The organism is Sphingobacteriaceae bacterium GW460-11-11-14-LB5, assembly GCA_002151545.1.
Classification (GTDB): domain Bacteria; phylum Bacteroidota; class Bacteroidia; order Sphingobacteriales; family Sphingobacteriaceae; genus Pedobacter.
The window spans coordinates 1,147,765-1,162,519 of the sequence record CP021237.1; the positions used below are offsets into that span (position 1 = coordinate 1,147,765).

Here is a 14,755-nt window from a genome sequence, read left to right on the forward strand (position 1 = left end):
GATAACCAAATTATGAAAGAAATTTACCAAACATTTGCTAGGCAGTTTCTGCTTAGTTTGGCTGTTTGCTTAACTGCGCTAACAGCCGTGGCACAAACCGGTACGGTATCGGGTAGAATTACTGACGTATCTGGAATGGGGATTCCAAGTGCAACCGTTCTTGTTAAAGGCACGAAAACAGGCACAGCCTCCGATAATGACGGTCGTTACCGCATTGCCGCTAAACAGGGAGATATTCTGGTATTTTCCTTTACAGGCTACACCGCCAAAGAAATTACAGTTGGTAATAACACCAGTATCAATGTAGCGCTGGCAGAGGATAACAAGAATTTAGATGAAGTTGTTGTTTTGGGCTATGGTACTATCCAAAAATCGAAACTTACAGGTTCGGTATCAAAACTGGATGCTAAAGTTTTGGAAACGGGTATACGTTCTAACCCGGCATCTGCTTTGGCTGGTACAATCCCTGGTTTAAGGGTTCAGCAAACTTCTGGCCGTCCGGGTTCGGTACCTAATATTGTTTTACGTGGTGGTACCAGTTACACAGGGGGCGGCTCGCCATTGGTAATGGTGGATGGTTTGCTGAGATCGGGTTTTAGCGACATTAACCAGGATGATATTGAATCGATTGAGGTGTTAAAAGATGCTTCTGCTACGGCCATTTATGGCGCCAGGGCCAGTAATGGTGTGGTATTGATCACCACTAAAAAAGGTAAAGAGGGCGCTTCCAATATCTCTATAAAATCTAAAGTAGGTATTAATAAATTAAACATCCCGTTCGAATTTTTAAATGCAGAGCAATACATTTATTGGTCGAGAAAAGCAATTGAAACTTCAGGAATGTACGAACCTAGCCGTTTAACGCAATTAAATACAACAGGTCCGTTTGGTACAGGTAACTTATATAAAGATGCTGCGGGGAATATTCTGGATGGAAACCTGAATGCTTCGGCAGTGTGGAGTCCAATGTTTAGAAGTGCTGCCAATGAAGAATTACTGGCAAAAGGATGGCAGGTGATGACTGACCCTTTAAAAACCAATGCTGCGGGAGCCTATGATCCGAATGGGATAAACAGAGAGATCATCTATAAGGATTTTAACTACTCAGACTATGCACTTAGAGATTATAGTTTGACACAGGATTATAATGTATCGATGACAGGTGGGAATGAGAAAGGTAAATATTATGCAGGCTTGGGCAGTTATGATGAAAAAGGAATGCCCATTAATACCTTTTATAAACGATTAACCTTCGTATTAAATGGCGATTATAAGATAAAACCCTGGTTAACTTCTATTTCCAGTTTAAATTTTGCCAATGCCAAATGGCGAGATGCGATTAACTCGGAAGGAAATTATCTTACCCGTGCTTTAGGTGCGCCACCAACCATGAGGGGAATGAATGAGAATGGTGATTTATTGGTCGGCAGAGATTATCTTGATGGCAACCCGGCGGTAAACGACGATAAGTTTATCCGGAATAACAATACAGATAAATTTACATTAAGCCAGGCTTTAAAAGTAGATTTCTTGAAGAACCTGTCATTAAGGGTGAGTGGAAACTACTTCTTTAACAACGGGAATTATGAATCTTTCAACAGGGATTTTTTATCTAGCCCCGGAAATTATAACAGAACCCGTACTTCGTCGGCATCTTTTGATAAAACGCTAAGCCAAACCTATAATGGCGTAATCAATTATAACACCACGATAGCAACCAAACATCATATCGATGCCATGGTGGGTACTGAATATTATGATACGTATGCCCAGGGTTTATCTGCTTCAGGAAGCGGCGCACCTACTGACGACTTTTCTGATCTGGCACTTACCAATTCAGAAAAAGATAGACGTGCTACAGATACCTATCATACCCGTCAGCGCATTTTATCATTCTTTGGTCGTATGAATTACGATTATGATGGAAAATACCTGCTAACCGCAACCTTACGCCGCGATGGATATTCCAGGTTATTAAACAATCGCTGGGGTAATTTTCCAGGCGTTTCGGTAGGTTGGAACTTACATAAAGAAGATTTCTTTAAATCACTTACCGGCGTGGTGAATACTTTAAAATTAAGGGCCAGTTATGGTGCAAACGGTAATGTGAGTGACGATTTTATTGGCGCTTATACTTTACAGGGATCGTATGGCTCTAATAAATACAACAGCAGCATTGGTTATTTGCTGGGCAATATTCCAAATCCCAATTTGCGCTGGGAAAGTTTAATTACAAAAGAGGTTGGTTTAGAAACCCGTTTGTTAAACAAGATTGATCTTTCTGTGGCTTACTATCACCGAACCACCAGTGATAAAATTGCATCCTTAACATTTCCGCTCAGTGCAGGGATAACCTCCATTACGACCAATAACGGCGATATGCAAAACCAGGGGGTAGAGGTTGATTTGAATTACAGCGTATGGAGAAGCAAAGACTGGACGGTAAACTTTAATTTCAATATGGCTTATAATGCTAATAAAATTTTAAAACTTCCTGCCAACGGGTTAGAAAACAACAGGCAAGGGGGTACGCAGGTTTACGATCCCAATACCAAAGAGTTGATCTGGGTTGGAGGCTTGCAGGAAGGTCAGGATCCAAACGTGGCTTATGCCTATCAGGCTAAAGGCATCATCAGGACCCAGGCCGATTTAGATGCTTATGCTTCATCATCTTTTGTTGATTTAATTGGAGCGAGAAGACTTGTGCACCCTAATGTGTATAATGCAATGAGCGCTGCTGATAAAAACCTGCACTTTCCGATTGCTTTAGGAGATGTAATGTGGACCGATGTAAACGGAGATAATGTGATTAATAGCTTCGATCGTGTTTACATGGGACGTACCGTTCCGCGTTTTACCGGAGGTTTTGGTGCAAACGCAAGCTGGAAAGGTTTCACCCTAAGTACCCGTTTTGATTATGCTTTAGGTTTTATGGCTTATGATGGACCACGATCGTGGTTTGCAAGTAATGCACAGGGCACATTTAACACCATTACGGATGTTTTGGACACCTGGTCGCCAAGTAATCCGGATGCAAAATTCCCAACTTATTACTGGGCAGATCAACTTTATAAAAACAATACTTTCCGCGAATCAAGCATGTATTATCATAAAGGAGATTATCTGGCACTGAGAGAAGTTAACTTAACCTATAAGTTACCAGCTAAATTGGCCAGTAAGTTAAAAAGTGAAGGAATTAACCTGTCGGTAAGTGGACAGAACCTGGCTTATTTTAGCGAGTCGACCCTCTATTCTCCAGAAAGCAGCAGCATAGGAATTGGTGGTGCCGGAAGTGGTGGTTACCCTTTACCTAGAACGATAATTTTTGGTCTTCAATTTACTTTCTAATTAAACTGCAATGAAAAAGATACTAATAGGCTTTGCCTTAATCATATTAAGCACCGCTTTCAGTGCGTGTAAAAAATTACAACTCACCCCTGAGGATTATTTTGCCAGCGAAAGTTTCTGGAAAAGTCCGGCCCAGGTAGAGGGGGGGATGGTTGGTCTTCATAGTCAATTGAGAGGTTTTCAATTTACCATATTCACACTGGGCGAAATGCGTGGCGGAACTTTAAGAACCGGAACCAGTTTTACAGGTACAGCATCGCTGAATTCTGCAAATGTAATCAATCAGGATATCCGCGAATCGAGCACTGGCATAACCGGCTGGTCGGGCTTTTACCGTCCAATTTTTGATGTGAATAATTTCATTTATCAGGTAGAACAGGCGAATTACCTTTCCTCTGCTGATAAGGCTTATTATTTAGGTCAGGCTTACGGAATAAGGGCATTTTATTATTTTCATTTGTTCCGTACTTTTGGCCGGGTACCTTTAGCCATGGAGCCAACCTTATTGATTAAAAATCCAAAATCGGCTCAGGAAATGTACTTGCCGAGGGCAAAAACAGAAAAAGAAACGCTTGATTTTATTAAAGCTGATATCGATAAATCGGCATCGAGCTTTGGAACCAATTACACTACAAAATTTCAAAAAGCACAATGGTCGCTTGGCGCCACACAGATGTTGAAAGCGGAGGTGTACCTATGGTCGGCCAAGGTTAAAATTGATAATGCGGTGCCTGCAACAACTGTAGCAGATTTAGCTACGGCCAGAACAGCTTTGGAAGATGTAATTTCGAAATATAGTTTATTGCCCGATTTTGGTAACGTTTTTAAATCGGCAAGTATTGCTGCGAGTAAAGGTAATAACGAAATGATATTTGCCATGAGAAATCAGTTTGGTGAAGCAACTAATAGTTATTCCCAGTTCATTTACGCCATCACCGATCCTTTAAGCGGTTATGTAGATGATAAGGGTGTGGCTATTCCTGCCGACCCGTTACAGGTAAATGGCGGTGGAACAATTATTCGGTACGAATACAAAATAGAATTGTACAATTTGTTTGATGTTGACGATAAACGTGCAAATGCTACATTTTTGAATTTCAACAAAGGTACCATTCATGCCACTAATTTGCGAAAATTCCCTGGTGTGGTAGTAGAGGGCGCGCGTAACTACTCTGATGATTTTCCGGTATATCGCCTGGCAGAAGCCTATTTAATGCTGGCTGAAGTGAAAAACAAACAAGGCCAAAGCCCTGCGGCAGAAATAATGATCGTCCGCAATCGCGCATATGCACCAGGCGTTGCGCCAGTATTTGTTAACGGTACCTTTGAGCAAAATGAATTGGCCATATTTACCGAAAGAACCAAAGAATTTGTGGCTGAGGGTAAACGTTGGTACGATTTACGCAGAATGCAGGATGCTTCGGGTAATCCACTGGTTTTTCGTAAAGATTTGCCATTGGTTGGGGTTTTAGATAACATTGCCGGGCAAAACCACAAAATTTTGTGGCCGATTGATTTATCGACTTTGAACCAGGATGAAACTTTAAAAGGCGATCAAAACCCTGGATATAAAGGGACATAATAACACCAGATAACTATCGGGATAAGTGCCTTCCGATAGTTATCTGCTATCAAATTACATCATAGCCATTATCAACAATACAAATGAAACACGAACATTTACAAGGATTAATCGCTGCGCCATTCACGCCGTTTGATCCATCAGGAAAATTAAATTTATCAATCATACCAGCATATTACCAGTTTCTTAAGTCAAACGGTGTTACAGGAGCCTTTATCTGTGGTTCAACAGGAGAAGGGGTTTCACTTAGCCGTGAAGAAAAAATGGAAGTTGCCGAAGCCTGGGCAACAGCCACCAAAAATGATCAGGATTTTAAGGTAATGACTTTGCTTGGTGGTACCTGTCTGGCCGATTGTAAAGTATTGGCAAAACATGCAGCCGAAATCGGTTTATATGGTGTTTCCTTTACCGCACCTTCTTATTTCAAGCCTTCAAATGTTGGGGTTTTAGCCGAAATGTGTGCCGAAATTGCTGCAGAAGTGCCCGAAATGCCTTTTTATTATTATCACATTCCGGTATTAACCGGGGCAAACCTCAATATGATCGATTTATTGGAAGCGGTCGACGGTAAAATTGCAAATTTCGCAGGCGTAAAATATACCCACGAGGATTTTATGGACTTTCTTTCCTGCATGAGTTTCAAAAATAATAAATACGATATGCTTTGGGGACGTGATGAAAATATGCTTTCTGCGCTGGTTTTAGGTTCGAAAGGCGCTGTAGGCAGTACATTTAACTATTTGACGCCTTTATACAACCGGTTAATTGAAGCTTTTGAGCAAAATGACCTGAAAACCGCCGTTGCCTTCCAGCAGAAATCAATTGATTTTATTCGCTTATTGGGTAAATATGGTGGAATTGCAACAGGTAAAGCTTATATGAAAATGATCGGTTTAGACTGCGGCGAATTCAGGTTGCCGGTTAAAAATATGGATACAGCCGCATTCGAACGCTTTAAAAAGGATGTTGAAAGTTTAGACTTTGAAGGTTTTAAATCAACAGCCGGGCTAAATAAAATTGAAAAGGTTTAAAGCTTAACCGCATTGCGCTCAATTATCATTAAGCAATGGTTATCTTTATTTAATCCCTATTTCGTATTCATGAAAAAGATCATCTTATACCTTACTTTCTTGCTTACATCTATCATATCACCAGAATTATCGGCTCAGCACCACTATGTTAAAAATATAGGCTGGAATATAGCCGCCAAAATACCACCTGCTCCTAAACAAACAACCGCTATGGGTTTAGCTGGTGCGATTTCAGGTACCAGTCAAAACATGTTGCTTATTGCAGGAGGAACAAATTTTCCTAATGAAATGCCCTGGAACGGTGGCAAAAAGAAATACTACGATGATGTTTTTCTGTATCGAAAAGCCAATAGTAACCTGCGTTTAATGCCCGCTAAGAAAGACTTAAAATTACCTTTTAACCTGGCATACAGTGCAGTTTGTAGTACTCCACATGGTATTGTTGTTGCCGGCGGTGAAAATGAAAACGGACTGAGCAAAAAAGTATTGATCCTGAATTGGAAAGCAAATGAATTGCAGATCAGCTTTCTTCCCGATTTACCAAATGGACTAAGCAATGGCGCGCTAACCGCAGTAGGAGATGTTGTTTACCTCACTGGAGGCGAAGTAGAAAATGGAGCAACAGATCAATTTTTATCCTTGAATTTAACAAAACCACAAGATGGATGGAAAAAAATGATCAATCTTCCTCATCCCGTTTCACATACGGTATTGCTGCATCCTGAAACCAGCCGGGAAATTTTCATCATCGGGGGTAGAAAAAGAAACCAGGGCGATACCAGTACGCTCTATAAAAATGTATTTACCTATAATATCGACAAGCAAACCTGGACCATAAAAGAATCATTACCTTATGCTTTATCTGCCGCCTCGGGTGTAGCAAATGCGCAAGATCTTTTCATTTTTAGTGGAGATCAGGGTGAAACCTTTCATCAGGCAGAAAAACTAATTGCCGGAATAGATCGGGAGAAAGATCCTGTAAAAAAAGAAAGTTTAAATCAGCAGAAAATTAAACTTCAGTCTAATCACCCTGGTTTTAGTAAGTCGGTGCTAAAATATGATCTAAAACAGAATACCTGGCTCAGCCTAAATGGTTTATTGCCTTATGGTACAGTGACCACCAATGCCGTGCTTTTAGGTCAGGAGGTGATTATCCCAGGTGGTGAAATTAAAGCGGGGGTAAGAACGCCTAATATTTTAATGGGGAAATTAAAACCAAACAAATGAGAGAGAAAAGATACGCATGGGTAGTAGTGGGATTGCTTTGGTTTGTAGCCTTGTTGAATTACATGGACCGCCAAATGCTTTCGACCATGAAACCTGCCATGCAGATGGATATTGCTGAGCTAAAATCGGCCACTAATTTCGGCTATCTGATGGCTATTTTTTTGTGGATATATGGTCTAATGAGCCCTGTTTCAGGAATCATTGCCGATAAATTGAATCGTAAGTGGTTAATTGTTGGTAGTTTAATGGTTTGGTCGCTGGTTACTTTTTTAATGGGCTACGCCACTACTTTTAATCAGATTTATTGGTTAAGGGCATTAATGGGCGTTAGTGAAGCACTTTATATTCCTGCGGGATTATCGCTCATTGCCGATTACCACAGTTCTAAAACACGATCTGTCGCCATTGGTATACACATGACAGGACTTTACATGGGGCAGGCTTTAGGTGGTTTTGGTGCAACTATAGCTTCAAAATTCTCTTGGCAGGCTACCTTTCATTCTTTCGGCTTCGTAGGTATTGTATATGCATTAATCCTGATGTTCTTTTTAAGAGAGAAAAAACATACTGAAATACAGGGTACCGAAACGATCCGGATTAAACAACCGCTTTTTAAAGGACTGGCGCTTTTATTCAGCAATATTTCTTTTTGGGTAATTCTCATCTATTTTGCCATTCCCAGTTTGCCTGGTTGGGCCACTAAAAACTGGCTCCCTACTTTATTTGCCAATAATTTAGGCATCGATATGGCACAGGCCGGACCCATTTCGACCATTACGATTGCGGCATCCTCATTTTTAGGGGTAATTTTCGGAGGTATTTTATCCGATAGGTGGGTGCAAAAAAATATCAAAGGGCGTATTTACACCAGTGCCATTGGCTTGGGTTTAACCATTCCATCACTATTGCTTATTGGTTTTGGCCACTCTTTGTTCAATATCATTGGAGCTGCTTTTTGTTTTGGTTTCGGTTATGGCATGTTTGATGCCAACAATATGCCAATTCTTTGTCAGTTTGTTTCCTCAAAATCTAGGGCTACAGCATATGGGGTGATGAATATGACCGGTGTTTTTGCCGGGGCTTTCATTACCGATTTATTGGGCAAATCGACCGATTCAGGTAGTCTGGGGAAAGATTTTGCCATGCTTTCTATCATTGTTTTTATTGCCTTAATGATTCAACTTTATTTCCTGCGTCCAAAATTTAACGATTTTGAAGATGCTTAAATCAACAGAAAAAAATATGAAACTTATTAAAATAGGGGCAGTCTTGAATTTGCTGCTCATGCTTACCACATTCACCTTACAGGCTTCCCCATTAAAAGGGTTAAGCATTACCGCTTCTTCACCCGTAGTTCCTGTTTTAAAAGGGATGGATTCAAACCCACTTTTGCGGGTATTGATTTATATCCCGGAAGGTGATAAAGAAATTACGTTTAAAAAAATAGCGGCCAAGCTCAATCCCGCTGGACTGCAGTCGGTTGAAAAGATTGATGTTTATTTTACCGATCAGGAACCACTTTTTTCAGCAAAAAATAAACTAACTACCATTAATCCAATAGCTGTAAATATGGGCATTGAGGTGAACATTAAGCTCAAGCCGGGTATGTATTACATTTGGTTTAGTGCAAAATTAAAAGATCAGGCCGATATCGATTCGAAAATTGAATTTCATGTGAATCAGATGGAAGACACCAATGCTAAAAAATATACCGTTAAGGAAGAGGGGCAAGGTTTTGTTAAAAGATTGGGGATAGCAGTAAAAAAGGCTGGCGAAAACGGCATTAATACCTTTCGGATCCCTGGAATTGCTACAACAGACAAAGGTTCGTTGATTACTGTATACGATATCCGCTATAAAAACTCAGGGGATTTACCCGGAAATATCGACGTGGGCATGAGCAGAAGTACCGATGGCGGTAAAAGCTGGGAACCCATGAAAGTAATTATGGATATGGGCGAACCGAACGAAAATAATGGGGTAGGCGATCCCGCGGTTCTTTTTGATCCCGTTACCAAAAAAATATGGGTAGCCGCATTGTGGAGTAAAGGAAACAGATCAATAGCCGGATCAAAACCAGGCTTGTCAGAAGATGTTACCGGACAGTTGGTATTGGTGAGTAGTGATGATGATGGATTAACCTGGTCGGCACCGAAAAGCATCACCAAAAATGTTAAAGATCCGGCCTGGAATCTGTTTTTTAACGGTCCGGGTAGTGGTATCGCTATGGCCGATGGTAAACTGGTTTTTGCTGCGCAGTATTGGGATGAAAATGCCATGCCACATTCTACACTGTTATATAGTGCAGATCATGGCTTAAGCTGGAAAACAGAAGACGGCCCTAAGCCAAACACCACCGAAAGCCAGATTATAGAAACCACACCAGGTATTTTAATGCTGAATATGCGCGATAACCGCGGCAGCTTTAGAAGTGTAGCCACAACGGCTGATATGGGTAAAACCTGGGTAGAACACCATACTTCGTACAATGCATTGCCTGATCCGGTTTGCATGGCCAGTTTCATTAAAGCCATGGTGATGGTAAAAGGTAAGGAAAAAGAAGTGGTATTTTTTGGGAACGATAATACGCAAGCCAACCGTTACAATTTAACCATAAAAGCAAGTTTAGATTTGGGGGAAAGCTGGAATAAGAAAAATGAACTCTTGGTAGATGATCGAAAGTTTTATGGTTATTCCTCATTAACGAAGATTGATGACCAGACCATTGGCTTTTTCTACGAAGGCTTAAAAGATTTATACTTTGTGCGTATTCCGGTGAGTGAAATCGTAAAATAGACCTTATGAAAGCTTTTTTCGGGTTAATAACAGGACTGATCTTTTTGATCAGCGGCAATATTTATGCGCAAAAAGTAAAGGTTGCCTGTGTCGGGAATTCCGTAACGGCGGGTTATTTATTGCCTAATCCAAAACAAGAATCTTATCCGGCGCAATTGCAGCAGCTTTTGGGCGATCAATATCTGGTCGGTAATTTCGGCCATAGCGGAGCTACCTTGTTGAAAAAAGGCCATAATCCTTATTTTAAAACCAAAGAATTTAATGATGCACTAAACTTTCAGGCGGATATTGTCATTATTCATCTCGGTTTAAATGATACCGATCCCCGTAACTGGCCAAATTATAAAGGCGATTTTCAAGCTGATTACCAATGGCTGATCGATAGCTTGAAAAAAGGAAACCCAAAGCTTAAAATTTATTGCTGCAAACTAAGCCCGATTTTTAGCGGTCATCCAAGATTTAAGTCGGGAACACGCGATTGGTATGGGCAGGCTCAGGATAAAATTGAAGGGGTTGCAAAGGCAAATCAATTTGAACTGATCGACCTCAATAATGCTTTAAATAACCGCCCGGAGCTTTTTGCCGATAATCTCCATCCTGATATTAATGGCGCTGGTATTATTGCAAAAACGGTATATGCACATATTACCGGAAATTTTGGAGGCTTTAAATTAAATACACTATTTGCTGACCATATGGTTTTGCAGCGCGACCGGCCGATCCCGGTTTATGGAACAGCCAATGCTGGTGATTGGATTGAAGTCCAGTTTAACCACATTACCCGGCGAACAATAACCGATCGAAATGGCCAATGGAAAGTGTTTTTTAAACCGATGAAATTTGGTGGGCCATACCTGCTTAAAGTTAAGTCAAATCAACATGCTGTTTGGTTAAAAGATGTGATGATTGGCGATGTATGGTTGTGTTCGGGGCAATCGAATATGGCCTTTCCGTTAAAATCATCGGCTACCGCTCAGGCTACCTTAAGCCGGCTAAACAAAAATCTCCCGGTTAGATTATTGAAGTATAATCTACTGGCCGAAACAGATAACATTGCCTGGGATGAAAAAACATTAAAGCAGGTAAATGAACTCAATTATTTCGCTGGAACCTGGGCTAAACCCGATGAAAATAATGTCGGTAGTTTTTCAGCCGTTGCTTATTATTTTGGAGAAAAAGTTGTCTCAAATACGCAAATCCCAATTGGGCTCATTCAAATGGCCGTTGGCGGTTCAACGCTCGAATCGTGGATGGATCGAAAAACATTAGAACATGATAATTTGCTGGTTGATTTGTTGGCTAACTGGCGGAAATCGGATTTTATCCAGGATTGGGTAAGGGGCAGGGCAAATGTAAACCTCAAAAATGCATTGATCCCGAAACAACGGCACCCTTACGAACCAGCCTATAATTATGAAGCCGGGATTTCTAATTTAATCGGCTTTCCAATAAAAGGTGTGATTTGGTACCAGGGAGAGAGCAATGCACATAATATTGAGCTTTATAATCACGAATTTCCATTATTGGTTAAAAGCTGGCGTGAAAAATGGAATGGTAACTTTCCTTTTTATAGTGTTCAGCTGTCTTCTATCGATCGTCCTTCCTGGCCCTTTTTTAGGGATGCACAACGAAAACTGCAGGCTGTTATTCCCAATTCAGGTATGGCCGTGAGCTCTGATCTGGGCGATTCGCTTAATGTTCATCCTACACATAAAAAAGAGATAGGCGAACGCCTGGCTTTACTCGCCTTAAAAAATACTTACCATCAAAATATTTCAGCTATTGGCCCTGTTGCAGTGAAAGCTGTACGTAAGGGAAATACCATCATGATCAACTTTAGCCATGCCAAAAGGCTGATGTTGGGCAATGGGCCGGTTTTAAAAGGTTTTGAAGTAGCGGATGAAAAGGGAAATCACCTTCCCATCAGAGCGACTATCATTAATAACCAGGTACATTTAATTGTTCCTGCTCAACTGAAAATCAAGCAGGTTTTATATGCCTGGCAACCTTTTACCAGGGCTAATTTAATTAACGAAGCCAAACTACCAGCTTCCACATTTTCCATTTCCATCAATTAAATCTACATGAGTTATACGACCCAAGCACTGCAAAAACTTGCTGCATTTTATAAAAACCAGTTGTTAAATAATACCGTTCCTTTTTGGTTTCCAAGATCGTTTGATCAGGAACACGGCGGTTATCTGTTTATGCGCGATCGTGACGGAAGTTTAATCGATGATGATAAAGCGGTATGGATTCAGGGGCGCGCCGCATGGTTGTTATCTACCCTTTGTAATACCATTGAACCTAAACAAGCGTGGCTTGATGGCGCAAAATCCGGAATAGATTTTTTAAATAACCATTGTTTTGATAGCGACGGACAGATGTTTTTTCATGTAACCCGTGAGGGGCAGCCGATTCGCAAAAGACGCTATTATTTCTCTGAAACTTTTGCGGTGATTGCCAATGCAGCCTATGCAAAAGCCAGCGGTGATGAAGCTGCAGCTGAAAAAGCAAGATATCTGTTTGGGAAATGTATCGAATACGCCACAACACCAGGATTATTGCCTGCAAAATTTACAGGAACGCGTCCGGTAAAAGGGATAGGTGTACCCATGATTATGATGAATACCGCCCAGCAGTTGAGGGAAACCGTTGGCGATCCGCGTTGTGATGAATGGATTTCAACCTGGATTGAAGAAATCAAAAACGATTTTGTGAAAGATGATATCCAGTGTGTGATGGAACAGGTCGCACCAGATGGCTCCATAATCGATCATATCGATGGAAGAACATTAAATCCTGGTCATGCCATAGAAGGCGCCTGGTTTATCTTACACGAAGCAAAATACCGCAATAACGATCCCGAATTAATTAAATTAGGCTGTAAAATGCTCGATTATATGTGGGCGCGTGGCTGGGACAAAGAATATGGTGGGATTTTATACTTTAAAGATGTGTACAACAAACCTGTTCAGGAGTATTGGCAGGATATGAAATTCTGGTGGCCACAAAACGAAACGATTATTGCCACATTATTGGCTTATACCTTAACCGGTGATGAAAAATATGCGCGCTGGCATAAAATGGTTCATGATTACGCTTACGATAAATTTCATGATCAGGAACATGGAGAATGGTTTGGTTACCTGCATCGCGATGGTACGGTAGCGCAGACAGCGAAAGGCAACCTGTTTAAAGGGCCATTTCATTTGCCAAGACAGGAATGGTATTGTGCACAGTTATTGCAGGGAATGGGTTACTAAATAAAACACAAAAGCCATCATTGCTGACGGCTTTTGTGTTGATTCAAACTTCAATTTTTACAAGTGTCGATCCTGTTCAGCAATTTGCATATCATTTATACTGGCATAACGTTTCTGCATTAAGCCATTTTCGTCAAACTCCCATAACTCATTGCCATAGCTGCGGTACCACTGGCCAGCCTCGTTATGCCATTCGTATTCAAATCTTACTGCTATGCGGTTTTCGGTGAACGACCATAATTCTTTTCTGAGCTTATAATCCAGTTCCTTTTCCCATTTGCCCGATAAAAAGGCTTTTACCTCTTCACGACCATTAATAAATTCGCTTCGGTTGCGCCATTCTGTATTGATGGTGTAGGCCATACATACCCGCCCGGGATCGCGTGAGTTCCAGGCATCTTCGGCCATTTGTACTTTCTGTACTGCAGTTTCATGGGTAAATGGTGGTAGCGGTGGTTTTTGTTCCATTGTTCTAAAATTTTTTGATAGATAACACTTAAATCCAATTTATTTATGTTTGCTTTTCTGCTTATTTAGGTAAAGTTGCCAGAAATTTAAGGATTTCATCTCCAATTTCAACAACATGCGATTCTAAAGCGAAATGGCCGGTATTGTAAAATTTCACCTTTGCATCGGGTTGGTCTTTTTTATAGGCTTCTGCACCAGCAGGTAAAAAGAAAGGATCTTTATTGCCCCAAACAGCTAGTATTTTTGGCTTGTATGTTCTAAAATATTCCTGAAATTTAGGATATAAGGCCACATTATTTTTATAATCCTTAAAAAGATCAAGCTGAATTTCGGCCACACCCGGACGATCGAGAAAATACTGATCTAATGTGTAAGATTCCGGTGCAATAACCGAAGGATCATTCACCCCTGTCAAATATTGTGATTGAGTTGCTTCAAGGGTTAGAAAGTCTCTTAATGCCGCTCTGTTTGCTTGAGTGTCGTTTTCCCAGTAACGTCGGATCGGGTTCCAGCCTTCACTAAGCCCTTCTACATAGGCATTGCCGTTTTGTGAAATGATGCCCGTAATTTTTTCGGGATTTGCCAGTGCGAGACGATATCCGGTCGGTGCACCATAATCAAAAACATATATGGCGAATCGTTTAAGTTTTAATTCATCTACAAACGTCTGCATGGTTTTAGCCAGATTATCGAAAGTGTAATCAAATGTAGTGCGCTCAGGTAGATCGCTATAACCAAAACCTGGCAGATCGGGTGCAATAACATGATACTTTTTGCTCAGGATGGGGATGAGATTACGAAACATATGCGATGAGCTGGGGAAACCGTGAAGTAATAACACCGTTGGGGCGCCCAGCGGACCTGCTTCCCGATAAAATACATTCAAACCATTTATACTTACGCGGCGATAATGAACATTTGCTGTTTCTGAAGCAGATTTGCTTGTTGTTGAAATAGATTGTGCCATGAGGTTTGATTTTCCAAATACAACAGCCATTATTAATGCTGACCAAATTAATTTTTTCATTTTTTGTTTC

General features: G+C 40.8%; 10 protein-coding genes. 8 read left to right on the plus strand and 2 right to left on the minus strand.

Annotated elements, in window-relative coordinates:
- Positions 1 to 12 precede the first annotated feature (12 nt).
- The 8 genes from CA265_04825 (at position 13) to CA265_04860 (ending at position 13,250) form a co-directional block, all read left to right on the plus strand.
- On the plus strand, positions 13 to 3,348 hold the full coding sequence (locus CA265_04825) for a hypothetical protein (protein ARS39036.1): 3,336 nt from the start codon (positions 13 to 15) through the stop codon (positions 3,346 to 3,348).
- A gap of 10 nt (positions 3,349 to 3,358) precedes the next feature.
- Positions 3,359 to 4,930, plus strand: a complete 1,572-nt coding sequence (locus CA265_04830) for a hypothetical protein (protein ID ARS39037.1) — start codon at positions 3,359 to 3,361, stop codon at positions 4,928 to 4,930.
- A gap of 83 nt (positions 4,931 to 5,013) precedes the next feature.
- Positions 5,014 to 5,961 (plus strand): dihydrodipicolinate synthetase, encoded by a 948-nt coding sequence (locus CA265_04835; protein ARS39038.1) that lies wholly within the window; start codon positions 5,014 to 5,016, stop codon positions 5,959 to 5,961.
- Positions 5,962 to 6,030: 69 nt separating this feature from the next.
- Positions 6,031 to 7,188, plus strand: a complete 1,158-nt coding sequence (locus tag CA265_04840; protein ARS39039.1) for a hypothetical protein — start codon at positions 6,031 to 6,033, stop codon at positions 7,186 to 7,188.
- The gene (locus tag CA265_04845; GenBank protein ID ARS39040.1) at positions 7,185 to 8,414 is read left to right on the plus strand and encodes an MFS transporter; all 1,230 of its coding nucleotides are present in this window, start codon (positions 7,185 to 7,187) and stop codon (positions 8,412 to 8,414) included. The genes CA265_04840 and CA265_04845 overlap by 4 nt, the downstream gene beginning before the upstream one ends.
- Positions 8,407 to 9,984 (plus strand): glycosyl hydrolase, encoded by a 1,578-nt coding sequence (locus tag CA265_04850; protein ID ARS39041.1) that lies wholly within the window; start codon positions 8,407 to 8,409, stop codon positions 9,982 to 9,984. The genes CA265_04845 and CA265_04850 overlap by 8 nt, the downstream gene beginning before the upstream one ends.
- A gap of 5 nt (positions 9,985 to 9,989) precedes the next feature.
- Positions 9,990 to 12,062, plus strand: coding sequence for a sialate O-acetylesterase (locus tag CA265_04855; GenBank protein ID ARS39042.1), 2,073 nt, complete (start codon positions 9,990 to 9,992; stop codon positions 12,060 to 12,062).
- A 6-nt stretch (positions 12,063 to 12,068) separates the two neighbouring features.
- Complete coding sequence (locus CA265_04860; GenBank protein ARS39043.1) at positions 12,069 to 13,250, plus strand: N-acylglucosamine 2-epimerase; 1,182 nt, start codon at positions 12,069 to 12,071, stop codon at positions 13,248 to 13,250.
- 57 nt (positions 13,251 to 13,307) lie between these two features.
- On the opposite strand, the gene CA265_04865 is transcribed toward CA265_04860, so the two are convergent.
- Together CA265_04865 and CA265_04870 are read right to left on the minus strand one after the other, a co-directional pair.
- On the minus strand, positions 13,308 to 13,718 hold the full coding sequence (locus tag CA265_04865; protein ARS39044.1) for a DUF4440 domain-containing protein: 411 nt from the start codon (positions 13,716 to 13,718) through the stop codon (positions 13,308 to 13,310).
- Between the two features lie 61 nt (positions 13,719 to 13,779).
- Entirely contained in the window at positions 13,780 to 14,745 is a 966-nt protein-coding gene (locus tag CA265_04870; protein ARS39045.1) for a hydrolase, read from the minus strand.
- Between the last annotated feature and the right edge of the window lie 10 nt (positions 14,746 to 14,755).